This is a genomic window from Blastomonas sp., from assembly GCF_046294995.1.
Lineage (GTDB): Bacteria > Pseudomonadota > Alphaproteobacteria > Sphingomonadales > Sphingomonadaceae > Blastomonas.
In genome coordinates this window covers 191,828-216,030 of sequence record NZ_JBKBOG010000003.1, presented here as the reverse complement: position 1 = coordinate 216,030, position 24,203 = coordinate 191,828, and the positions used below count along the sequence as shown (strand labels likewise).

Genomic DNA, 24,203 nt, shown 5'->3' with positions numbered 1-24,203 from the left:
TTTCCGCCGCCATCGCGGCGCTGGCCCTGTCCATGCCTGCGCTGGCCCAGAACAAGCCCGCCGACACGCCTGCCGCATGGGATATCAACGCGCCGCCGATGAAGACGCGGTCCATCCCGATCCGGGTCGACGAGGGCACCTGGATGAACCTCGACGTCAGCCCCGACGGCAGCCGGATCGTCTTCGATCTGCTCGGCGACATCTACACGATGCCCATCGCAGGCGGAGCAGCGACCCGGATCGCCGAAGGCCTGGCCTATGAGCAGCACCCGCGCTTTTCGCCCGACGGCAGCCGCATCGCCTTCACTTCGGATCGCGGCGGTGGCGACAACATCTGGATCATGAATGTGGATGGCTCGGACAAGCGCCAGCTCACCAAGGAAACCTTCCGGCTGCTCAACAACCCGAGCTGGAGCCCTGACGGCCAGTATATCGTTGCGCGCAAGCACTTCACCACCGGGCGCTCGCTCGGCACCGGCGAGCTGTGGCTCTACCATGTCAGCGGCGGCAACGGCGTGCCGCTGGTCAAGCGGCCAAGCGAGGCGCACCAGAAGGAACTGGGTGAGCCGATGTTCGCGCCCGATGGCAAGGGTATCTTCTACAGCAAGGACGCCACCGGCGGGCCGATCTTCGAATATGCGCAGGATTCCAACGGCCAGCTGTTCGTCATCGAACGCTATGACATGGCCAGCGGCAAGGTCGAGCGGATCACCGGCGGCCCCGGCGGCGCGGCCCGGCCGCAGCCGTCGCCCGATGGCCGTTATATGGCGTTCGTCCGCCGCGAACGCGCCAAGACCAAGCTGTATGTCCGCGACATGGCCAGCGGCCAGGAGCGCAAGATCTATGACGCGATGGACCGCGACGTCCAGGAGACATGGGCGGTGCACGGCGTCTACCCGAACATGGGCTGGACCCCCGACAGCGCCCGCGTGATCTTCTGGGCGGGCGGCAAGATCCGCTCGGTCGATGTCACCAGCGGCGCCGAAAGCGTGATCCCGTTCAGCGTCAACGACACCCGGACGATCATCGATCCGATCCGCCCGCAAAAGCCGGTCGCGCCGGATACCGTGGCCGTCACCATGCCGCGCTTTGCCAGCGTCTCGCCCGATGGCAGCCGGATGGTGTTCGAGGCTCTGGGCAAATTGCACCAGCAGCCCGCCAGCGGCGGCGCGGCACAGCCCCTGGTCAGCAATGGTGGGACCGATTTCGAGCTGTTTCCGTCCTATTCGCGCGATGGCAGCCAGATCGTCTATGTCAGCTGGGACGATGCCCGGCTGGGCGAACTGCGCGTCGTGGGCGCAGCCGGCGGCGAGGCGCGGACGATCAGCAAGACGCCGGGCCATTACCGCCGCCCGCAATTTTCGCCCGATGGCCGCTTGGTGGTCTATGAGGCCGGAGGCGGCGGCGGGCTGACGTCGGACAGCTATGGCGCTGCTCCGGGGGTTTACCTGCTCGATATCGCCAGCGGGGAGACCCGCCGGATCACCGATGACGGCGCCGAACCCCACTTCGGTGCGACATCGAACCGGGTCTATTTCAGCCGCGGCGGCGGTGGCAAGCTGGCGCTGGTCAGCAGCGATCTGGGCGGCGAGGCCGAGCGTACCCATGCCAGCGGCGAAATGGTGAGCGGCTATGCGCTCGCGCCCGACGGCAAGACGCTGGCTTTCCGGCAGAATTACGCAGCCTATGTCATGCCGTTCATGGCCGGTGCGGTCGATCTGGGTGCAGGCGGCGGTGCGCTGCCGGCGGTCAAGGTCAGCGATGGCGGCGCGACCTTCATGCAGTGGAGCCACGCGGGCCGCCAGCTCAACTGGTCGCTGGGGCCGGTGGTCTATTCGGCAGACGCGGCGCGTGCAATCTCGTCGGGACCGGTGGCCAAGACCGACGCGAAGTTCGCGCCCCCCAAGACCGGCGTCGCGATCAACGTCACGGCGCCCGCAGACAAGCCCTCGGGCACGGTCGCGTTCACCAACGCGCGCATCGTGACGATGTCCGATGACGCAGGCGGCATCATCGAGCGCGGCACGGTGGTGGTGCGCGACAACCGGATCGTTGCGGTGGGCGCGAACGTTGCCGTCCCGGCAGGCGCGCAGACCGTCGATGTCGCGGGCAAGACGATCATTCCCGGGCTGATCGACGCGCACGCCCACGGGCCGCAGGGGCAGGACGACATCATTCCGCAGCAGAACTGGCATGCGGTGTCGCATCTGGCGCTGGGCGTCACCACGATCCATGACCCCAGCAACTCGGCGAGCGAAATCTTCCCCGCCGCGAGCTATCAGCGGACCGGCAAGTACCTGGCTCCACGCATCTTCTCGACCGGCGAAGTGGTCTATGGCGCCAAGGCGGCGGGCATCTTCGCCGAGATCGACAGCCTGGCCGATGCGCGCGCGCACACCACGCGATTGAAGATGCAGGGCGCGCACAGCGTCAAGAACTACAACCAGCCCCGGCGCGATCAGCGCCAGCAGGTGGTGGCGGCATCGCAGGCAGATGGGCTGGCGAGCGTTGCCGAGGGCGGGTCGCTGTTCAGCCAGGACATCACGATCATCGCCGACGGCAACACCACGCTCGAGCACAACATCCCGCAGGAGCGCTTGTACGAAGACGTGCGCAGCTTCTTCTCGCAGAGCAAGGTGGGATACACGCCCACGCTGGTCGTGACCTTCGGCGGCATGGGAGCAGACCCGTACTGGCGCAGCCACACCGATGTCTGGCAGCACCCGATCCTGAGCAAGCACGTGCCGCGCCGTCGTCTGGAAGCGACGACCGTGCGCCGCGAGATCGGACCCGAAGAGGATTATGCCGACACCGCCTCGGCGCGCGAGGCGATGGAGCTGGCCAGGCGCGGCGTTCCCGTCGGCATCGGTGCGCACGGCCAGGAAGAGGGGCTCGCGTCTCACTGGGAGCTGTGGAGCTTCGTCAAGGGCGGGATGACGCCGATCGAGGCGCTGCGCACCGCGACCATCAGCGGCGCACGCTCGCTGGGCTTCGACAAGGACATCGGTTCGATCGAGCCGGGCAAGCTGGCCGACATGGTGATCATCGATGCCGATCCGGTCGCCGACATCCGCCAGTCCGACAGGATCACCCACGTCATGCTCAACGGGCGGCTGTACGAGGTGCCGACGATGAACGAGACGGTGACGGGGACCGCGACGCTGAGGCCGTGGTATTGGGAGAAGTGAGCTACCGCAATTGTGCGGCCTTGGAGGATGCTTTTAGGGTGACCACAGGGCCGCAATTGGGGCGCGCACGTCCCTCGACTTCGCTCGGGAACACGGACGTGGTGGTCGATCATGACAGTGTTGGGGAACTGCAGGCACCCGAGTCCGCCTGTCCCGAGCGTAGTCGAGGGACGTTGCGGAACCGGTGCAATCATTTCCCTCTCAGCCTGTTTTGCCTTGCGCCGGAATTCGGGTAGGGCAAAGCGGATGAACTGGCTCCTCGCTTCAGACAGACTAACGGCGATTCGGCCATGGTGATTGGCAATGGCAGCCTACTGGTCGTCGCGCTGGTGTTCGCGGCCTGGACAGGCGCAGCGATATGGGCGCTGGTCACCGGCCTGCAGATGCGCACCGCTGCCAGCACCGGACGGCGCCAGTTGCGCAGGCTCACCCGCCTGATCGAATCCGGCCCTGCCGTTCCGCTGATCGTGAGAGCGGATTCGCGGATCGAGGGGCCTGAAAAGGTCGCGCGCTGGCTGGGTCTGGCCAAGCTGCCGCCCTATCTTTCCGAGCTGGCACAAGAGGGCAGGGGGCTCTCGCGCGAGGCGCTCGATGCGCTGGGTACCCAGATCATCACCGCGCAGAAAAGCGGCGCGCGGTTCGAGACCGCAATCACCGCACTGGGATCGAACCGCCGGCTCAGAGTCGAAGGCATGCTCGCCGACCCGCAGACGATCGCGGCCGGTGCGGTACTGCTGTGGCTGTACGACGCGACGGAAAGCGAGACACGGATGGCGGCGTTGGTCGAGGCCGAGGCCGAAGCCAGGCGCGCGTTCGATGCGCTGTCCGGTCTGATCGAAGCCGCGCCGATCCCGATGTGGTTCCGCCGCGAGGACCTGTCGCTGCTGCTGGTCAACACCGCCTATGTGCGCGCGGTGGGCGGATCCAGTGCCGCAGACGTGGCGCAAGCCGGGCAGGAACTGGTCGAGGTTGTCGATGGCGTCACCCCGATGGCGATGGCCGCGCGGGCGATGGAGAGCAACACCCCCTCCAGCCGCACCGTCACCACCACCATCGCCGGAACGCGGCGCACGATGGAAATCGTCGATCTGCCGATCAAGGGCCGCGGCGTTGCGGGCTATGCCATCGACGTGCACGACCTGATCCTGGCGCGGCAGGCGACCGACCGGTTCCGCGATGCCCAGCGCGACATGCTCGACAATCTCTCGGCAGGCGTGGCGCAGTTCGACGCGCAGCGCCGCCTGATTTTCGTCAACCAGCCGTTCGTGCGTATGTTCGCCTTGAAGCCGCAATGGCTGCAGGATGGGCTGGAGTTCGAGCGGCTGATCGACCGGATGCGCGAAGCGGGTCGCGTCCCCGAAGTGCGCGATTTCCCAGCCTGGCGCGACGAGAAGCGCGAGTGGTTCCATTCTGCAGAACCCACCGAAGAGGTGTGGCTGCTTACCGATGGTACGCATCTGCGCGCGATTGCGCAGCCGACGCCGGACAACGGCCTGCTGCTGGTGTTTGAGGACCGCACCGAGCAGGTCCAACTGGCGACCGCGCGCGATACGCTGCTCAGGGTGCGCACGGCGACGTTCAACAATCTGTTCGAGGCGCTCGCGGTGTTCACCTCCGATGGGCGCCTGCATTTGTGGAACACGCGTTTTGGTGCGGTGTGGGATATCGACGAGAATATCCTCGCCCAGCATCCGCGTGCCGACGAACTGCTCAAGGCGATCGCGCCGCAGCTCAAGCGTCCTGCCCAGATTTCCGCGTTGCGTGAAGTGATCCGTGCCGCCACGCTCGACCGGGCGCAACGCGCCGGCCAGCTGGTGATGAAGGACGGACGTGTCTTCGATTTCGTCGGCATTCCTTTGCCCGATGCCAGCGCGCTGTTCACGATGATCGACGTGTCCGATGCCAAGAAGATGGAAGACGCGCTGCGCGAGCGCAACGAGGCGCTGGTCGAAGCCGACGCGATAAAGACGCGGTTCCTCGCCAATATGAGCTATGAATTCCGCACACCGCTGACCTCGATCGGCGGCTTTGCCGAGCTGCTGGCGAGCGGCGTGGCAGGTCCCCTGTCCGAGCAGGGCCAAGATTATGCCAAGGCGATCATCGATTCGGTCGAACGCTTGTCGGCGCAGATCAACATGGTGCTCGATCTCAGCCAGAGCCAGGCGGGCACGCTGCCGCTGAAGCTCGAGCCGACCGATATCGGCGCGCTGCTGGTCGATGTCGCCAAGAGTGCATCGGGGCTCGCCGGCGGCCGCAACATTGCGCTCGAGCTCGACGTCAACGGCGGGCCGGGCGTCGCCGATGTTGATCGCGCGCGCTTCTCGCAGGCGATCGGGGCTGTGGTCGACAATGCGCTGCGGTATACGCAGGAAGGTGGCCGCGTGCTGCTGCTGGCGGATCGCTTCCGCAACAAGCTGCGCATTATCGTGTCGGACAACGGCCCGGGCCTCGACGCGCGGGCACAGGCGCGCGCGCTCGATGGCGTGCTGCAGGCCGATGATGCCGGCGGCAAGCCGGTGCAGAAGCGTTCGGGGCTTGGCCTGCCGTTGGCGAAGAATCTGATCGAAGCACATGGCGGACGAATGGAACTGATGAGCGAACCCGGCGCGGGGACGATCGTCACGATCCTGATGCCATGACGATACGGATCCCATCGCTTGAAGCCATGCAGGTGCTGGGCGCTGCGCTCGCCGAAGCGGCGCAGCCCGGCGATGTCATCGCGCTGTCCGGTGACCTCGGCGCAGGCAAGTCCACTCTTGCGCGGGCGATCCTGGCGGCTTTGGGATTCGCGGGCGAAGTGCCCAGTCCGACCTTCGCGCTGATCCTGCCCTATGATCCGCCCGAGGTGCGCATCCCGGTGATCCACGCCGATTTCTATCGGCTCGACGGAGCTATGGACCTCGATGAACTGGGTCTTGATGCGGGCGAGCCGGCGCTGCTGATCGCCGAATGGCCCGAGCGGGTCGGCGGGCTTGCCGGACCCGACACGCTGGAATTGCGGATCGAGGGCACCGATGCTAGCGAGCGCACGATTACCGCGCAGGCCGGCACCAACTGGCACGCGCGCTGGCAGCAGATTGCAGGTGGCAGGTCTTGAACGAGCGCGATTCGGTTATCCGGGAATTTGCCGATGCGGCTGGATGGGGGGCGGCACAGGTTGCCCCGATCGTCGGCGACGCGTCGTTCCGCCGCTATTTTCGGCTGATAGAGCCCAGCCGCCACGCGATCCTGATGGATGCGCCGCCTCCCGAGGAAGACCCGCGCCCGTTCATCGATGTCGCGAAGTATCTCACCGGACAAGGCCTGCGCGCGCCCGAGATCCTGGCGGCCGATGCGGACGCCGGGCTGGTGCTGCTCGAGGACTTTGGCGATGTCCGCATGCGCGAAACAGTCGATGCCTCGGATGCCGAAACCGAGCGTGCGGTCTACACCCGTGCGATCGAAACGTTGGCGCAGTTGCATGCGTGCCCCGCCGCCCGGGTGCCGCTCTACGACCGCGCTGTGTACCAGCGCGAAGCGGGACTGCTGACCGAATGGTATTGCGCGGCGCGCGGGCTCGATGTCGACGTTGCAGGCTATGCGCAGGCGTGGGACAAAGTGCTCGATACGATGGACGCGGCTGCGCCGCAGGTCACGGTGCTGCGCGATTACCATGCGGAGAACATCATGCTGCTGGAGGATGGCGGGCAGGGGCTGCTCGACTTTCAGGACGCTTTGGTCGGGGACCCTGCGTACGACCTCGTCTCGCTGCTTCAGGATGCGCGCCGTGATGTTGCACCCGCGCTGGAGGCAGAGATGATCGCGCATTATCGTGCCCTCGCGAACCCTGCGTACGATTTCGATACCGCCTATCATGTGCTCGGCGCGCAGCGTAATGCCAAGATCATCGGCATCTTTGTGCGGTTGTGGAAGCGTGACAGCAAGCCGCGTTATCCGCTGATGATTCCGCGGGTCTGGGATGCGCTCGAGCGCGATCTCAAGCACTCTGCGCTTGCGCCCGTGGCGCAATGGTTCGATGCTAACATCCCGGCGGAGCTGCGCGACCCCGCAGGCACGCTCGGCGGGGAGTTCGCGCTATGAGCTCCAGTCCGCCTTTCGCGCGCACCGCGATGGTGATGGCCGCAGGGCTGGGCAACCGCATGCGCCCGCTGACGATCACCACGCCCAAGCCGCTGGTTCGGGTCGGCGGCAAGCCGCTGATCGATCATGTCATGACGCATCTCGCCGAGGCCGGCATGCAGCGCGTCATCGTCAACGTGCATTATCTCGCCGATGCGCTCGAGGCGCATCTGAAGGCGCGCCATTATCCGTTCGAACTGCTGATCTCCGACGAGCGCGACCTGCTGCTCGAAACCGGCGGCGGGCTGGTCAAGGCGCTGCCGATGATCGGCGAGGATCCGTTTTTCTGCCTCAACAGCGATAATGTGTGGTTGGAGAGCGCGCGCTCGTGCTTCGACGAATTGCGCTCCGCCTGGGACGACAGCCGCATGGACGCGCTGTTGCTGCTGGTGCCGCACAGCCGTGCCGCCAATTATCAGGGCGTCGGCGATTTCCACCTCGACCAGATGGGCCGCATCATCCGGCGACGCCCTGCGAAGGTCGCGCCCTATATCTACACCGGTATCCAGCTGCTTTCGCGGCGGCTACTGGCGGGTGCGCCCGAAGGAGCGTTCTCGACCAACGTGCTGTGGAACCGGGCCATCGCCGAGGGCCGATTATACGGGATCGCGCATCTGGGCCAATGGTTCGATGTCGGGACGCCGGGCGCGATCGAGCCGACCGAAGAGGCTCTGTTGAATGCCTGATCGTGTGCAGACCAGCGTTTTTGCCATCGGGGCGCAGCGCGGGTTTGCGGACGTTCTGGCGAGCGGACTGCTGAGCCGGTTCGGCAAGGATCCGATGGGCCTGGCCCGCGTCACGCTGTTGATCCCCAACCACCGCGCCGGGCGCGCGATCACCGAGGCGCTGGTGCGCCATGCCGCCAATGGCCTGCTGCTGCCGCGCATGGCGCAGATCGGCGACATTGATCTGGACGAAAGCCTGGGGGCGTTGCTCGATCCATTGGGTGAGGGTGAGGTGATCCCGCCTGCAATCGACCCGCTCGAACGCCGGTTCAGGCTTGCAGCGATCATCGCGCGCGAAGGCAAGGGGCGCCCCGGGGCGCACGATCCGGCGGAGGCGCTTCGGCTGGCCTGCGACTATGCCCGCGTGCTCGACCAGTTGCAGGTCGAGGAAAAGACGCTCGATCAGCTCGATACCGTCGATGTCGAAGCGGAGCTTGCCGACCACTGGGCGCAGGCGCGCGATCTGTTCCTGCGCGTCGGCCGCGCCTGGGAGCGGGAGTTGGCAGGCGAGGGCAAACTTGACCCCGCCGAACGTCGCAACCGCTTGCTGAACAAGGCGGCCGAGCGTTGGCAGGCGCACCCGCCCGAAACCCCGGTGATCGCAGCAGGGGTCACCACATCGGCGCCAGCGATCGCGCGGTTGCTGCGCAGCATCGCGCATCTGCCGCAGGGGATGGTGGTGCTGCCGGGGCTGGATCTGGAGATGGACGAGGCATTGTGGGCGGCAATCGGCGCGCCGGTGCCGGTCACAACGCCGGTGGAGGCACCGCCTGCCGAGCGACCCGCGATCACCCATCCGCAATATCATCTCAAGCATTTGCTCGACGCGATGAGCATCGACCGCGCCGAGGTCGAGCCATGGCTCCCCGAACCGCGTACCGGACTGGCGGCTGACCGTGCCAATTTGCTGCGCAGCATTTTTCTGCCCGCGCGGCTCAGCGATCGCTGGGTGACCCTGCCTGCTGCCGAACGCCGGACCAAGGGCATCCGCATCATCGAGGCCGCCAATCCCGATGAGGAGGCGCAGACGATCGCGCTGCTGGTGCGGCAGGCGCTCGACATACCGGCGCGCCGCGTTGCGATCGTGACGCCAGACCGTACGCTGGCGGCGCGGATCGTCGCGCATTTGAAGCGCTGGAACATCGAGGCCGACGACAGCGCTGGCGAGCCGCTGCCGGTAACGCCTCCGGGGCGCTTCCTGGTCGCGGTGGCGCATTGCCTGGCGGAGGATTTCGCGCCGGTCGAATTGCTCGATCTGCTCAAGCACCCGTTGGCGCAATCCGGCGACGCGCGGCTGCCCTGGCTCGAGCAGGTTCGTGCGCTCGACATGCGGCTGCGCGGGCCGCGACCGGCGCAGGGGCTGAGCGGGATCGATGCCAGCATCGGCCAGCCCGAATTGCGCGAATGGTGGGCGGGCGCGAAGGCGCTGCTGTCGCCGATCGCCAGGCTTCCGCGCGATCCGCAGCCGCTGTCCGCCGTCGTCACCGCGATCGTGGCTACGGCCGAAGCTCTGAGCGACCAGGCAGTGTGGAACGGCATCGCGGGCCGCAGCGCGTCTGATCTGATGCAGCAGCTTTTGGCACGCACCGGCAGCCACGACCCGCTGGTCACGGCGCGCCAGGCGGCGACCATCCTGTCGCGGCTGATGGGCGAAAAGGCGGTGCGTCCTCCGTTCGGCAAGCATCCGCGCGTCGCGATTTACGGACTGCTCGAGGCGCGGCTGCAAAGCGCCGACCTGGTCATCTGCGCCGGCCTCAACGAAGGCGTCTGGCCGCAGATTCCATCGCCCGATCCCTGGCTGGCACCGATGGTGCGCAATGCGCTCGGCCTGCCGCCGCTCGAGATGCGCGTTGGGCTTGCGGCTCAGGATCTGGCAGGCACGTTCGCCTCGCCCGAGGTGGTGCTCACCCGTGCGCAGCGAGACGGCAGCGCGCCGACGGTCGCCTCGCGCTTTTTGCTGCGGTTGCAAGCGGTCGCGCCAGACAGGCACATGGAGGACACTACCGCCCTGGCGCTGGCCCGCGCGCTCGACCGGCGGATGCCGCAGGTGCGCATCGAAAAGCCTGCTCCCCGGCCATCGCGCGCGCAACGCGCGGTGAAGCTCTCGGTGACCGAGCTTGACCGTCTGCGCGCCGATCCGTTTGCCTTTTATTCCAAGCGGATCCTCGCGCTGCGCTCGCTCGACCCGGTCGATGCCGAACCCAGCGCGGCATGGCGCGGCACGCTGGTGCACGAGATACTGGAGCTGTGGCACAAGGAGGACGGGCTTGATCCCGTCGCTCTGGTGCCGCGCGCCAATCTGTTCCTTGCCCGGGCCAACGTACACCCGCTGATCAAGGCGCTGTGGCGGCCCAGGCTTGTCGCGGGGCTCGAATGGATCGTCCAGCAGACACTCGGCAATGCCGAGACCGGGCGCAGGATGCTCGATGCCGAACGCAGCGGGATTATGATCGTCGATGGGGTCAAGATTTCAGGCAAGGCCGACCGCATCGACCGCATGCCCGACGGAAGCCTCGCGATCGTCGATTACAAGACCGGCAAGCCGCCCTCGGCAGCGCAGGTGGAAACAGGATTTGCACTGCAGCTGGGGCTGTTGGGGATGATGGCCGAGCGCGGCGGGTTCAACGAGGACACTGCGCGCACCCCGATCACCGGCACTGCCACCAATTTCGAATATTGGTCGCTGACCCGCAACAAATACAGCGAAACCGGCTTTGGTCACGTCGACAGCCCGGTGTTGAAAAAGGGCAGGCGCAGCGGCCTTCCTGCAGAGGACATCGTGCCGACCAGCGAGCGTTTTCTGCGCGAGGCTCTGGCAGACTGGATCCTGGGCGACGCGCCGTTCGAGGCGAAACTTGTGCCCGATCATGCGCTCTACACCGAATATGACCAGTTGATGCGCCTCGCCGAATGGTATGGTCGCCAAGGAGGTCTGGCATGAGCAGCGGCACGGCAAGCCTGCATCCGCTGCACGGCGACCAGGCGCTGGCGGTGTCACCCGCCGACCAGGTCTGGCTCAGCGCGTCAGCGGGGACCGGCAAGACCCAGGTGCTCACCGCGCGGGTGTTCCGCTTGCTGCTCGAGCCCGGGGTCAATCCCGATGCGATCCTGTGCCTGACCTTCACCAAGGCGGGCGCCAGCGAAATGGCCAACCGCATCAATGCCCAGCTCGCCGCCTGGGTGCGGATGAGCGATACCGCGCTGGGCGCCGATCTTGCCAATATCGGCGCGCCGGTCGATCGAGACACGCTCACCCGCGCGCGCCGCCTGTTCGCACGCGTGCTCGATGCGCCGCAGGGGGGCCTGCGCATCCAGACGATCCACAGTTTCTGCCAGTCGCTGCTGGCAAGCTTTCCCGAAGAGGCGGGGCTGGCCCCCGGCTTCCGCCCGATCGAGGACCGCGACCGGGTGCAATTGGCGCGCGACACGCTGGGCGCAATGCTGGTCGAGGCCGCGCGCAACGGCGACACGCGGCTGTCCGAAAATCTCGAGGCAATGAGCCTCAAGCTCGGGGCTGAGGCGACCGAGAAGTTCCTGATGCGCTGTGCGGCAAAACCCGATGCGATGGACGCGCTCAAGGGCGACATCCGTCCGTATATCAACGCCGCGCTCGATCTGCGGCGCGACGAGGATGGCAGCGACCTTGCCCGGCTGTGCAGCGACGGGCTGTTCGACATCGCCAATCTTGAGGCGGTGCAGGACAGCAACGTGCGCTGGGGCACCGCCACCGGGCAGAAACATGCCGATGCAATCAAGACCTGGCTCGACATGGACGATGCCGAGCGGCTTGAGCACCTTGACCTGATCTGGTGCGTTGTCGCGATCGGCAACGGCAACCCGCGCTCGTTCACCCAGTCGCCCAAGAAGGTCGATCCCGATTACCCTTACAAGGCCGAAAGCCTGTATTCGGACCTGTTTTCACTGCAGCAGCACAAGGCGCTGGTCGGCTTTTCGGGCGAATATGCGCGCGCGCTTGAGGTGGGCCGGGCCTTTGCGTGGGCGTTTGCCGAGGCGAAACGCCAGGCGGGGCTGCTCGATTTCGACGACCTGATCCGCGCTGCGGCCGAGCTGCTTTCGGGCTCGACGATGGCGCAATGGATCGCGTTCAAGCTCGACCAGCGCTTCGACCATGTGCTGGTCGACGAGGCGCAGGATACCAACCCCAGCCAGTGGGCGATCGTCGGCGGGCTGATTGCGGATTATTTCGCTGGCCAGGGCAGCAAGGCCGACCGGTTCCGTACGCTGTTCACGGTGGGCGATTTCAAGCAGGCGATTTTCGGGTTCCAGGGCACCAGCCCGCAATATTATGCCGCCGCGCGGATGCGCATAGGGCAGCAAGCGATGGATGCCAGCCAGGCGTTTCTTGATCTCAGCCTCGATCGCAGCTTCCGCTCGACCCAGCCGGTGCTCGATATGGTCGATGCGGTGCTCGGCGATCTGGGGCCGGCAGCTTTGGGTATCGCCGATGACGTGCTGCCTCTCCACGAAGGCCGGAACGGCCCCGGAATCGTCGAACTGTGGCGGCCGGTGGGCGAGGGCATCGAGACCGAGGACGGCGAGACCGATGCCGGACCCGAGGGCGAAGCGGCGGAGGAATGGCTGTCGGGCGCAGATCTGCGGTTCGCGCACCAGCTGGCCGATCGCATCGCGGGCTGGTTGCACCCAGCCTCGCCGCAGCGGCTGTGGCTGGCGCGACGGTCGGACGGCAGCGCCGGATGGGCTGGCGCGGGCGATATCATGATCCTGCTGCGCCGCCGCGGCGATCTTGCCGCGCTGATTGTGGCGCGGCTGTATGCTGCGGGCGTTCCGGTGGCGGGGATCGACCGCTTGCGGCTGGGCCAGCCTCTGGCGGTGCAGGATCTGGTCGCCGCGATCCGCTTTGCGCTCCAGCCGCTCGATGATCTCACCTGCGCCGCGCTGCTGGTCTCGCCGCTGTGCGGATGGACGCAGGAAGAACTGCTGAAGTACGGCCACCGCCCAGAAAAGCGTTCGCTCTGGCCGCATCTTCGCGATCAGGCGCGGGACGATGCAGCGATGCGCGCGCGGCTGGAGCCGTTATACGCCCTGCTGGGGATGGCCGATTTCGGCACGGCCTACGATTTCCTCGAGCAGGTGCTGACCGGTCCGATACAGGGCCGCGCAAGACTGGTCGCGCGGCTGGGCGAGGAGTCGCTCGATCCGATTGCCGAGCTGCTAGCGCTGGCGCAGAAGTTCGCAGCGTCGCATGATGGCGGGCTGCAGGCGTTTTTGCACTGGTTCGATGCGGGCGACGAAGAGATCAAGCGCGAGCTTTCGGGCCAGTCGGACATGGTGCGGGTGATGACCGTGCACGGATCGAAGGGCCTGCAGGCGCCGATCGTGATCCTGGCCGATGCGTGTGTCGATCCCACCCGCAAGGTGGACAGCAGCTTCGACTGGCCGGTGGAGATCGCAGGGCTGGGCGCAAGCTTCGACTTCCCCGTCTACAGTCTGCCGAAAGCCGAGCGGGTCGGGCCGCTGGCCGACGCGCACGAGGCGGCACGCGAAGCCGATATGCAGGAACACTGGCGGCTGCTCTATGTCGCGATGACCCGCGCGGCGGAACGACTTTACATCGGCGGCACGCTGGGTCGCCGCGCCAAGGCACCGCCCGACCTCAGCTGGTACGCAGCGATCGAGCGGAGCTTCATGGCGCTGGGTTGCGACTGGCAGGATGAGGGCGATGGCGCTTGTCGGCGCTTCGGAACCGGCGCGCTGCCATCCGATCTGGCTAGGCAACAGGCCGCGCAGCCGACCGCTGCTTCGACTGCATTGCCCGATTGGGCGCTCACCCCCGCCGCGCCCGAACAGCGCCCGCCGACCCCGCTGGCCCCATCGTCGCTGGGCAAGGATGACACCGCCAGCCCGCCGATCTTCGGGCCTGATCTCGCCAAGGCGGCGCAGCGCGGGCTGATCATGCACAGCCTGTTCGAACGGCTGCCTGCGGTTGCACCCGATCAGCGGCGCGATGCGGCGCGGCGCTGGCTCGCGAGCCAGCACGGTATCGCCGATGCCGCCGAGGCCGATGACATCATCGGTTTGGTTTGTGCGGTGATCGACCATCCCGATTGGGCGGACATCTTTCACAGCCATGCATTGGCCGAGGCACCGATTGCCGCGGTGGTGGGGCCCAACGTCGTCACCGGCACGGTCGACCGGCTGCTGATCGAGCCGAACCGCGTGCTCGTCGTCGATTTCAAGACCAGCCGCCGCCCGCCAAGTACGTTGGAACTGCTGCCGGTCGCGCATGTTCGCCAGATGGCGGCCTATGTCGAAGCGTTGCGGCTGATCTTCCCCGGTCGCACGATCCAGGCGGGATTGCTCTATACCGCAACGCCGCAGCTGTTCGTGCTGCCCGATGCCCTGCTCGCCGCGACGAAGCTGGACTAACGGGCGCCACACGAATAGTTGCAGCCCCACGCCTTGAGCGGGTCCCCCGCTGTGCTTACATTCCCGATTAAGTCACGAAAAAGGAGTTACCCCCGATGGCCACCACTGCAATCAGCGATGCAAGCTTCGATGCCGATGTTCTGAAATCCGACAAGCCCGTTCTGGTCGATTTCTGGGCAGAGTGGTGCGGCCCGTGCAAGATGATCGGCCCCGCTCTCGAAGAGATCAGCGACGAGCTCGGCGACAAGGTTACGATCGCCAAGATCAACATCGACGACAATCCCGATGCCCCCGCCAAGTACGGCGTGCGCGGCATCCCGACGATGATCCTGTTCGACAAGGGCCAGATCGTCGAAACCAAGGTCGGCGCCGCCCCCAAGAGCGCACTCAAGAGCTGGCTCGAAGGCGCGCTTCCCGCCTGATCCCGATACCGCCGCAAAAACTGCGCCTCCGACATCCGCAAAGGGGTCGGTGGCGCAGTGCTTTGTGGGCCAGCAAACCCTTTGCGCGCGGCTAGCAAAGGGCTAAGTTGCGCCTCGCAAACGGCAAGCGGGGGTGTTGCGATGCGCGGTTGGACGGTAACGGCAGGGCTTTTCGGACTGGCGGTCGCCAGCCTGGTCAACGCCCAGACGCCACTGAGCTTTTCGGCCAGTGGGCATGTCGTCGCGCCCGTCCGCATCGATGGCGAGGACCAGTATCTGTTCGTGGTGGATACAGGCGCCGAAGGTTCCGCTGTCTACGAACGCTTCGCCCGCGAGGCTGATCTTGCGCCTGCCGGCGAGGAACAGATCGTGGGTCAGACGGGGTCGGCATCGCTCCCCCTGCGGCGGATCACGCGGCTCGAAGTCGATAGGAGGACGTTTGGGCCGATCGTGGCGAGCGAACTGCCCGACCGCCGCGATGGTGCGGTGATGGCGGGCATCATCGGCCTGGATGTCATGGGCGGCCATACCGTCGATTTCGATCTGCCTTCCGCGCGCTTGTCGCTGCTCGACGGTGCCGAGGCAAAGGCGCTGATCAAGACGCTGGGACCGGCACAATCGGCCCGCGCCATCATTGGTGGGCTGCTCGCCGTGCCTGTCGAAGTGAACGGCGTCACCGGATGGGGCGTCATCGACACCGGCGCCCGCGAAACGCGTATCAACACCCGTTTCGCGACCATGGCAAAAGTTGAAGAGGACAAGGGCGGCGTGGCCGCGACGGTCCATGGTGCGACCAATGCGGCTTCCTCGTTGCGGCCTGGAAGAGCCCGCTCGGTCCGTATGCTCGGCAAGGATTTGGGGGAAACTTCGATCCGCATCGCGGACTTGCCCGTGTTCGAATCATTCGGCCTGCAGGACGAACCTGCGATGATCATCGGTGCGGACTATCTTGGGCGCTTTCGACTGGTGATCGACTTTCCTACGCGCCGAGCATGGCTGCAGTGATGCCGACAAGGATGCGGTAGAAGATCTGGCCGCCCCGGTCGATTATCAGTGGCGTCTGCGGCCTAACCCAGTATCGCAACCGCCTCATCCCACAGCCGGGGTGAGGCGGCGGCGATCATGCCTGTGCGCTTGTCGCCGGGCAGATAGCGCGATCCATCGAGCCGTGCAGCCTTGCCGCCGGCTTCCTCGACGAACAAGACGCCTGCCGCATGATCCCAGGGCAAGGTGCGTTCGAACAGCGTGATATCGTTTTCGCCCAGCACCAGCCGGGGATATTGCTCGGCGGCGCAGCGGGGGATGTCCACCAGCGCGAACTTGCCGTCTGCTGCCTGGTTGATCGCGCTGCGGCGCGGCTCCTCGATGAACACCGTCGAGATCGCCGCAACGGGCAGGGGCTTGCCGCTTTCGCGTGCGGTCACCGGCGCATCGTCGATGAATGCGCCACCGCCGTGCACCGCATGGCACATCCGGTCGGCGAGCGGATCGTACAGCCAGCCTGCGACCGTCTCGCCAGCCTCCACCAGCGCGATCAGGATACCGAACGGGGGGCGTCCGTGCGCATAATTGTGCGTGCCGTCGATCGGGTCGATGATCCACGCGACCGCGTCGTTGACGCGGTCGATCAGCGCGGGATCGGCCTCGACCGCCTCCTCGCCGACGATGCTGGCTTCAGGCAGGATCGCCGCCAGCCCCGCGCTCAGCCACCGCTCGCTCTCCTTGTCGGCGATCGTCACCAGATCGCCAGGCGACTTTTCGTCAATCTGCGAGGCGCTGAGCTCCTGATAATGGTGCAGCACCACGTCACGCGCGACAGTGCGGATCAGGTCGGCAACCGGGGAATACAGCGCATGCATGCGGTCAGCTCCGGTAATCGGCGTTGATGGAGATATAGCCGTGGGTCAGGTCGCAGGTCCACACTGTGGCGCGGCCCTGACCCAACCCGATATCGGCCTCGACCAGGATTTCGTCGCCCTTGAGGTGCGCTGCGACCGGCGCTTCGTCATAGCCTTCGACCACCACACCCTGTGCTGCAACCTCGACCCCGCCGAAGCGGATCGCCAGCAGGTCGCGCTCGGCCGGCTCACCCGCCTTGCCCACCGCCATCACGACGCGGCCCCAGTTGGCGTCCTCGCCTGCGATCGCGGTTTTGACCAAAGGCGAGTTGGCGATGCTGAGCGCAATCCGGTGCGCGCTGTCGTCCGACACGGCTCCCGTGACGCGCACCTCGATGAACTTGCTCGCACCCTCGCCATCACGGACCACCAGATGCGCGAGCTGGCGGCACAGATCGGCAAGCGCAGCCGCGAACGCGTCCGCGCCGACGCTGTCCATCGTCTCGAGCCGCGGGTGGTCGGCCTGGCCGGTGGCGAAGGCGAGCACGGTGTCGCTGGTCGATGTATCGCTGTCGACGGTGATGCAGTTGAACGTGCTGCGATTGGCCGCGCTCAGCATCTGCTGGAGCAGCGCCGGGGCGATCGCGGCATCGGTGAAGATATAGCCGAGCATCGTCGCCATATCGGGCGCGATCATGCCCGACCCCTTGATCACGCCGACCAGATCAACACGGCGTTCGCCGATCATCGCGCTGGTGGTCGCGGCCTTGGCGAAGGTGTCGGTGGTGCCGATCGCGTCGGTAAGGTCGCGCCAGGTGCACGGGGCGGCGCCGAACGCGGTTTCAAGCCCGGCGCGCGCCTTGTCCTGCGGCAGCGGCACGCCGATCACGCCGGTCGCCGAGACGAACACCTGTTCTGCGGCACAGCCCAGCTGCGTTGCGACGGTATCGACCACCATCGCCACCGCATCGCGGCCCTTGCCGCCGGTGAACGCGTTGGCATTGCCCGCGCTCACGACCAGCGCCCGCGCGCTGCCCTGTGGCAGCGCGTTGCGGCACCATTCGACTTCGGGCGAGGGGCATTTGCTGGTGGTGGTGACGCCCGCGACTGCCGTGCCGGTGGCCAGCTCGACGAAGCTCAGGTCGCAGCGGTCCCAGTCCTTGTAACGCGCCCGTGCGACGCGCGGGGTTACGCCGGCAATGGCGGGCAGATCGGCGAAGGGGAGCGCGAGCGGCGAAACCGAATGGGACATTGTGCAATCCACAAAAGCGAACACTGCGTCTGGCACTAACCCGGAAAACAGCGCGCGCAAGCATTTTGCCCGGTTGTCCGGCGGATGGCGTCTGGATGGCTCTGTAGGGGGCTCTTGGTGCGGGCGGTGGGACTCGAACCCACACTCCTTGCGGAACCGGATTTTGAGTCCGGCGCGTCTACCATTCCACCACGCCCGCCAAGAAGCGGCAGCCTATAGCGGTTCGCAAAATTCCTGCAACCCGCAAAAGCCGCCGCTGATGACCCCCGCGATCAGAGCTTCAGATCGCGATCGATCGCCTTCTTGGTGGCACTGCCATAAGGGGGCAGGAAGCCGCCCAGCTTGGCGACATCGATGCGCGGCTGGCTGTAGATCGATTTGGCATGGCTGAAGGTGCGGAAGCCATCGAGCCCGTGATACGCGCCCATTCCCGAAGGACCGACGCCGCCGAACGGCAGGTCTTCCATCGCGACATGGAAAATCGTGTCGTTGAGGGTCACGCCGCCGCTTATCGTGCGATCGGTAACCTTCTTCGCTTCGGCGGTGTCTTCACCGAAATAATACAGCGCCAGCGGGCGGTCGCGACCGTTCACGTAGTCGATCGCCTCATCGACGGTCGAATAGGTCTTGATCGGCAGGATCGGGCCGAAAATCTCGTCCTGCATCACCTTCATGTCGTCGGTGACGTTGCGCAGGATATGCAACGGCATCTTGCGGCTGTTGGCCGATTTGAAATCCTCGCCTGCGGGATTGACCTCGATCACTTCGGCGCCCTTTTCGCGCGCGTCGTCGAGATAGCCGGTCAGCCGCTCGTGGTGGCGCTCGTTGACCACTGCGGTGTAGTCATCATTGGCCAGCAGAGTGGGGTACAAGGTGCCCGCCGACTGCTTGATATTGTCGATGATCTCGCTTTCATCCTCGCGCGGGACATAGAGGTAATCGGGCGCGATGCAGATCTGTCCGGCATTGAGCATCTTGCCCATGGTGACACGCTGCGCGGCCTTGGCCTTGTCCGCGCCGCGACCGATGATCGCTGGCGACTTACCGCCGAGTTCCAGGGTGACAGGAACGAGGTTGTTGGCCGCGGCACGCATGATGTGATGGCCGACGCTGGTCGCGCCGGTGAACAGCAGATGGTTGAACGGCAGCTCCGAAAACGCCTTGCCTACGTCGGGCCCCCCGGTGAAGAAGGCGACCTCGCTCACATCGAAAAACTGTGGGCCAAGCTCGGCGAGCAGGTTCGACGTATTTTCGGTGAACTCGCTGTTCTTGATCATCACCCGGTTGCCTGCGGCGAGCGCGCCGATGGCAGGCGTCAGGCACAGCTGAATCGGGAAGTTCCACGGCGCAATGATGCCGACCACGCCCAGCGGCTGATATTCGACCCGGGCGCGGGCGCCCAGGATGCCGAGTGGAAACTGTACCGGGCGCTTTTCGGATTTGGCCCAGCTGTCCATGTTCTTGAGCGCATGGCGCGCGCAGTTGAGCACGCTGACGATGTCGGTCATCTTGGACTGGTCGGCGCTGCGATGACCGAAATCCTCGCTCATCGCTGCGACCAGTGCGTCGGCATTGTCGTGCACCATCTTCATCATGCGCTTGATGCGATCCTTGCGGACCGACATCGGCACCGGAAGTTCGGCGAGGAACGCGGATTTCTGCCGGTCGAGCACGTCGGACAGCTGATCAGCCTTCAAGGGGGCGTCGGTCATGGTCGCCATTCATCATCTCCCGGTATCATTGTGGTTTCGCCACGCGTAGCGCGGTAGGTTGCAAATTGAAATGGCATTGCTGCCTGACCGCCGCACTGCAACGGTCGCAGCGTCATTGCGTCGGGGTCAGCTTGAGCAGCCGGCCGTTGGAACCGCGTCCACCATCTTCAAGCACCCAGATCGCGCCATCGGGACCCTGCTCGACCTCGCGGATGCGGGCTTCCATCGGCCAGTTGTCGGCCTTTTCCGCATTTTCACCGTTCAGCTTGACCCGGACCAGTGCCTGGCCGCTCAGCGCGCCGATAAAGGCGCTGTTCTTCCACGCGGGGAACATGTCGCCAGTGTAGATCATCAGGCTGCTGGGCGAGATCACCGGGGTCCATGAGAGTTTCGGCGCGGTAAAGCCATCGTCGGGCGAGTGATCGGGGATCTCCTTGCCGTCATAATGGTCGCCATTGGAAACCTTCGGGTAGCCGTAATTCTGGTTGCGCTTGACGAGGTTAAACTCGTCGCCGCCCTTCGGACCCATTTCCGACACCCACAGGTTGCCACTGGGGTCAAACGCAATGCCCAACGGATTGCGATGGCCGTACGACCAGATCTGCGCCTTGATGCGGCCCTGGTTATACATCGGATTGTCCGACGGAATACCGCCGGTGGGCGTCAGCCGGACGACCTTGCCGAGGTTCTGGTCGAGATCCTGCGCCGGATCGAACTTCTGTCGCTCGCCCGACGAAATGTACATCATGCCATCGGGACCGAAGGCGATGCGGTGGCCGTAATGCCCCTTGCCGCTGACCTTGGGTTCCTGCCGCCAGATGACCTGCATGTCGTTGAGGCTCGCGCTGCCGTCTGCGGCGGTGACCATCTTGGCGCGGGCAACCGCAGCGCCGCTGGTGTCGCCATCACCCGCTTCGGCATAGCTCAGATAGACGTAGCCATCGTTGGTGAAATCGGGCGACAGCACGACATCGCCGAGACCGCCCTGGCCGCCATAGGCAACCTTCGGGGTGCCCGAGACATCGACCATTGACGGCGTGCCGTCGGCGCCGAAGCTCACAAGCTTGAGCACACCCTTTTTCTCGGTCACCAGCGCGCGGCCATCGGGCAGGAATGTCATTGCCCAGGGCTCGTCGAATGCTGCGACCTGAGAGGTCTGGAAGGGCAGGCGATCAACCGGCGAAATCGCTGCGACCTCGGTTTCGTTGTCGCCGCTCGCAACGGCTTCCTCGCTGCTGGTGCACGCAATCAGGATGAGCGGCAATGCTGCGCTCAGGGTCAGTCGATGCATCAGGTGAACTCCAATTTTCATGAACACGATCATCGTCATCCGGTAAGAGATTGCAAATGATTCGGGATATTGTCGCGCGGGGTGGCGATGTGGTCGAGACGGCGCTTGCGGTTACAAATGCCTTGCGGCACAGACGCACGATGACCCATCCTGGTTCCCTGAAATCGCCTGGCATCGACCCATCGCCCGCCGCATGCGGATCGGTGGCGGGGGTCGATGAGGCGGGGAGGGGCCCGCTGGCGGGGCCGGTGGTTGCAGCAGCGGTCATCCTGTGTCCCGAAGGGATCGCAGGGCTCGCCGACAGCAAGGTGCTCAGCGCAGCCCAGCGGGCTAGGCTGGAAATCGAAATCCGCGCGCATTGCGTGTTCGGGATCGGTATTGCGAGCGTCGAGGAGATCGATGCGATCAATATCCTGCAGGCAACCATGCTGGCGATGACCCGCGCGGTCGAAGCGCTGGGCGATGCTCCAGGCCATGTGCTGGTTGACGGCAACCGGTTGCCACGCTGGAGCTATAGCGCCGAGGCCATCGTCAAGGGCGATGCGCTGCATCCGTGCATTTCGGCTGCGTCGATCATCGCCAAGCAGGAGCGTGACCGGATGATGCAACGCGCCGCCGCCGAACATCCGCATTATGGCTGGGAGCGTAACATGGGATATGGCACGCCTGAGCACCTCGCCGCATTGCGCCAGCACGGATCAACCACCCTCCACCGCCGCAGCTTTGCTCCGGTGGCGCAGATGGCGCTGCTGTAGCGCACTTTTTTGGGTGCCGAGTCCTTGTGGTCACACCACTAGCCCTTGAGTCTCCATTGGTTAACAAGACTCAACATCTGGATTTGGACTCTGTGTGTTCCGGCGCGGGGCCGCGTCGTTAACCAATTCAGCACCCGGAATCCCTAGGGTTTTGACCTTGACCGATGGTCGCCGAGGACTCATGCAGGGCCCTGTTACAGGGCAAGCGGGGGTAGATAATGGTTTTGACTGGCGAGATGATGGCGCCTGTTGTGCGCAAGGCGAAGGCGCCGGTGCGCCTCAAGCCAGCAGTGCGTCCCGAGCTGCCGTTGGGCCAGATCCTGCGCGGCGACTGCATCGAGGAAATGCGCAAGCTGCCGAGCGGATCGATCGACATGGTCTTCGCCGACCCGCCGTACAACCTGCAGCTCGGCGGCGACCTTTTCCGTCCCGAAGGGGGCCGCGTCGATGCGGTCGACAACGACTGGGACAAGTTCGACACGTTCGCCGCCTATGACCGGTTCACCCGCGAATGGATGGCCGAGGCGCGGCGCATCCTCAAGCCCGATGGGTCGATGTGGGTGATCGGCAGCTATCACAACATCTTCCGCGTCGGCGCGACGCTGCAGGATCTGGGCTTCTGGATTCTCAACGACATCGTCTGGCGCAAGGCCAATCCCATGCCCAATTTCCGCGGCACGCGCTTCACCAATGCGCACGAAACGCTGATCTGGGCATCGCGCGACGAAAAGTCGAAATACACCTTCAACTATCGCGCGATGAAGACCTTGAACGATGAGCTGCAGATGCGCTCGGACTGGGTGATCCCGATCTGCGGCGGCCAGGAGCGATTGAAGCGCGGCGGCGTCAAGGCGCACCCGACGCAGAAGCCCGAGGCGCTCCTCTATCGCATCCTGCTCGCTTGCACCAATCCGGGCGATGTGGTGCTCGATCCGTTCTTCGGCACCGGTACCACCGGCGCGGTCGCCAAGCGGCTGGGCCGCGAGTGGATCGGCTGCGAGCGCGATGACACCTATATTGACGTCGCCGAAGAGCGCATTGCCGCCGCGCTGCCGCTCGATGAATCGGGCTTGAAGACGATGCAATCGCCCAAGAGCCAGCCGCGCGTCGCGTTCGGTACATTGGTGGAAACCGGCTACATCCCGGTCGGCGCAGTGTTGATGGACAAGGCCGGCAAGCATCGGGCAACCGTGCGTGCCGATGGTTCGCTGCTCACCGGCGAGCTTACCGGATCGATCCACAAGGTCGGCGCGAGCCTGCAGAATGCGCCTTCGTGCAACGGCTGGACCTATTGGCACATCGAGACCACGGGCGGATTGAAGCCGGTCGATAGCCTGCGCCAGACCTATCTGCTCGCCACCGAGCCCTGAGGCATATGCCGACCCGCGTCTATGTCCGCCCGGTGGGGCTGGCGGAAAGCCCGCAAACCTTTGACGGGGCGACCATCCGGCTGGGCAGCAGCCTGGTGTGGTGCCATCTGGTCGCGGTGGAGACTTTCGAGCGGGGCCGGCTGATTGCGCGGAAGATTGTCGCGGTCGACCGGTTCGAAGATGCGCTTGAAACGCTGCCCGGCGATCAGACGGAGCGGGCGCGGGTCCAGTTCACCAATTTGTCGCGCCAGCACGCGCCGCTGGCGCTGGGCGAGCGGATGCTGCGCTTCGACCAGCCGCAGGTGATGGGCATATTGAACGTCACGCCCGACAGCTTCTCCGATGGCGGTCGCTTCACCGATGACCCGGCTGGCGCCGCCGATGCAGGGTTCGAGATGTTGACCGCAGGCGCCTCGCTGATCGATATCGGCGGCGAATCCACCCGGCCCGATGCGCCGGTGGTGTGGGAAGGCGACGAGATCGCCCGCGTGGTCCCCGCAATTCGCGCGCTGGCACACAGCGGCGCGATCCTCTCGATCGATACGCGCAAGGCTGCGGTGATGGAGGCGGCGCTCGATGCGGGCGCGCATATCGTCAACGATGTCTCGGCACTGCTGTTCGATTCGCGCGCGCTGGATGTCGTCCGCCAGGCCGGGTGCCCGGTGGTGCTGATGCACGCGCCGTCGCAGGGGCAGAACCCGCACAGCGGCGCAGGCTATGGCAATGTCGTCACGCAGGTGTTCGACTGGCTCGAGGCCCGCATTGCTGCCGTTGTCGAGGCGGGGATAGCCCGCGACCGGATCATGATCGATCCGGGCATCGGCTTCGGCAAGTCGCTCTCCGACAATCTGGCGTTGATCAACGCGCTGCCGCTGTTCCATGCGCTGGGCCAGCCGATCCTGTTCGGCGCGAGCCGCAAGCGGATGATCGGCGCGCTATCCAACGAGGCGCCGGTGGGCCAACGGCTGGGCGGATCGCTGGCATTGGCGCTGAGCGCAATCGGCGCAGGTGCGCAGATCGTGCGCGTCCATGACGTGCCCGAGACCGTCCAGGCCGCGCGCATATGGCGCGGCTTGCGCGATGCCGCCTTGACGATGCCGGGCCTGGACTGACACACGGGCAG

General features: G+C 65.6%; 16 protein-coding genes and 1 tRNA gene. 12 read left to right on the top strand and 5 right to left on the bottom strand.

Translation table 11 applies throughout. The annotated features are described in order from the left end of the window. Nucleotides 1–32: 32 nt before the first annotated feature. The 9 genes from ACK4R0_RS06920 to ACK4R0_RS06880 all read left to right on the top strand — a co-directional run bounded on the left by ACK4R0_RS06920 (nt 33) and on the right by ACK4R0_RS06880 (nt 15,867). Nucleotides 33–3,188 carry an amidohydrolase family protein gene (locus ACK4R0_RS06920; RefSeq protein WP_409672252.1) on the top strand — a complete coding sequence of 1,052 codons (3,156 nt, stop codon included), beginning with the start codon at nt 33–35 and terminating at the stop codon, nt 3,186–3,188. A 290-nt stretch (nt 3,189–3,478) separates the two neighbouring features. Beyond that, nucleotides 3,479–5,827: a PAS-domain containing protein gene (locus ACK4R0_RS06915; RefSeq protein WP_409672181.1), complete on the top strand. Its 2,349-nt coding sequence runs from the start codon at nt 3,479–3,481 to the stop codon at nt 5,825–5,827. Further along, nucleotides 5,824–6,285 carry a tRNA (adenosine(37)-N6)-threonylcarbamoyltransferase complex ATPase subunit type 1 TsaE gene (tsaE, locus tag ACK4R0_RS06910; RefSeq protein WP_409672178.1) on the top strand — a complete coding sequence of 154 codons (462 nt, stop codon included), beginning with the start codon at nt 5,824–5,826 and terminating at the stop codon, nt 6,283–6,285. Before ACK4R0_RS06915 ends, tsaE begins: the two co-directional genes overlap by 4 nt. Next, nucleotides 6,282–7,268 carry an aminoglycoside phosphotransferase family protein gene (locus ACK4R0_RS06905; protein ID WP_409672175.1) on the top strand — a complete coding sequence of 329 codons (987 nt, stop codon included), beginning with the start codon at nt 6,282–6,284 and terminating at the stop codon, nt 7,266–7,268. Before tsaE ends, ACK4R0_RS06905 begins: the two co-directional genes overlap by 4 nt. After that, nucleotides 7,265–7,993, top strand: coding sequence for a nucleotidyltransferase family protein (locus ACK4R0_RS06900; RefSeq protein ID WP_409672173.1), 729 nt, complete (start codon nt 7,265–7,267; stop codon nt 7,991–7,993). The genes ACK4R0_RS06905 and ACK4R0_RS06900 overlap by 4 nt, the downstream gene beginning before the upstream one ends. Further along, entirely contained in the window at nt 7,986–10,973 is a 2,988-nt protein-coding gene (addB, locus tag ACK4R0_RS06895) for a double-strand break repair protein AddB (protein ID WP_409672170.1), read from the top strand. Before ACK4R0_RS06900 ends, addB begins: the two co-directional genes overlap by 8 nt. Then, complete coding sequence (gene addA, locus ACK4R0_RS06890; RefSeq protein ID WP_409672167.1) at nt 10,970–14,440, top strand: double-strand break repair helicase AddA; 3,471 nt, start codon at nt 10,970–10,972, stop codon at nt 14,438–14,440. Before addB ends, addA begins: the two co-directional genes overlap by 4 nt. A gap of 95 nt (nt 14,441–14,535) precedes the next feature. Next, complete coding sequence (gene trxA / locus ACK4R0_RS06885) at nt 14,536–14,862, top strand: thioredoxin TrxA (RefSeq protein ID WP_409672164.1); 327 nt, start codon at nt 14,536–14,538, stop codon at nt 14,860–14,862. 141 nt (nt 14,863–15,003) lie between these two features. Next, the gene (locus ACK4R0_RS06880) at nt 15,004–15,867 is read left to right on the top strand and encodes a retroviral-like aspartic protease family protein (RefSeq protein ID WP_409672161.1); all 864 of its coding nucleotides are present in this window, start codon (nt 15,004–15,006) and stop codon (nt 15,865–15,867) included. A 62-nt stretch (nt 15,868–15,929) separates the two neighbouring features. Here ACK4R0_RS06880 and ACK4R0_RS06875 read toward each other — a convergent pair whose 3' ends face one another. From ACK4R0_RS06875 to ACK4R0_RS06855, 5 genes are all read right to left on the bottom strand, one after another. Then, the gene (locus ACK4R0_RS06875) at nt 15,930–16,721 is read right to left on the bottom strand and encodes an inositol monophosphatase family protein (protein WP_409672158.1); all 792 of its coding nucleotides are present in this window, start codon (nt 16,719–16,721) and stop codon (nt 15,930–15,932) included. 4 nt (nt 16,722–16,725) lie between these two features. After that, nucleotides 16,726–17,952: a bifunctional glutamate N-acetyltransferase/amino-acid acetyltransferase ArgJ gene (argJ, locus tag ACK4R0_RS06870; RefSeq protein WP_409672155.1), complete on the bottom strand. Its 1,227-nt coding sequence runs from the start codon at nt 17,950–17,952 to the stop codon at nt 16,726–16,728. Nucleotides 17,953–18,067: 115 nt separating this feature from the next. Continuing rightward, a tRNA-Leu gene (locus ACK4R0_RS06865) sits at nt 18,068–18,151 on the bottom strand. 73 nt (nt 18,152–18,224) lie between these two features. After that, nucleotides 18,225–19,673, bottom strand: a complete 1,449-nt coding sequence (locus tag ACK4R0_RS06860; RefSeq protein ID WP_409672152.1) for a coniferyl aldehyde dehydrogenase — start codon at nt 19,671–19,673, stop codon at nt 18,225–18,227. A 103-nt stretch (nt 19,674–19,776) separates the two neighbouring features. Further along, nucleotides 19,777–20,976, bottom strand: coding sequence for a PQQ-dependent sugar dehydrogenase (locus ACK4R0_RS06855; RefSeq protein ID WP_409672149.1), 1,200 nt, complete (start codon nt 20,974–20,976; stop codon nt 19,777–19,779). A gap of 119 nt (nt 20,977–21,095) precedes the next feature. On the opposite strand from ACK4R0_RS06855, the gene ACK4R0_RS06850 reads away from it, so the two are divergent. The 3 genes from ACK4R0_RS06850 to folP all read left to right on the top strand — a co-directional run bounded on the left by ACK4R0_RS06850 (nt 21,096) and on the right by folP (nt 24,192). Further along, complete coding sequence (locus tag ACK4R0_RS06850; protein ID WP_409672249.1) at nt 21,096–21,710, top strand: ribonuclease HII; 615 nt, start codon at nt 21,096–21,098, stop codon at nt 21,708–21,710. 236 nt (nt 21,711–21,946) lie between these two features. Further along, nucleotides 21,947–23,080 (top strand): site-specific DNA-methyltransferase, encoded by a 1,134-nt coding sequence (locus ACK4R0_RS06845; RefSeq protein WP_409672146.1) that lies wholly within the window; start codon nt 21,947–21,949, stop codon nt 23,078–23,080. Between the two features lie 5 nt (nt 23,081–23,085). Beyond that, entirely contained in the window at nt 23,086–24,192 is a 1,107-nt protein-coding gene (gene folP, locus ACK4R0_RS06840) for a dihydropteroate synthase (RefSeq protein WP_409672143.1), read from the top strand. Nucleotides 24,193–24,203 lie beyond the last annotated feature (11 nt).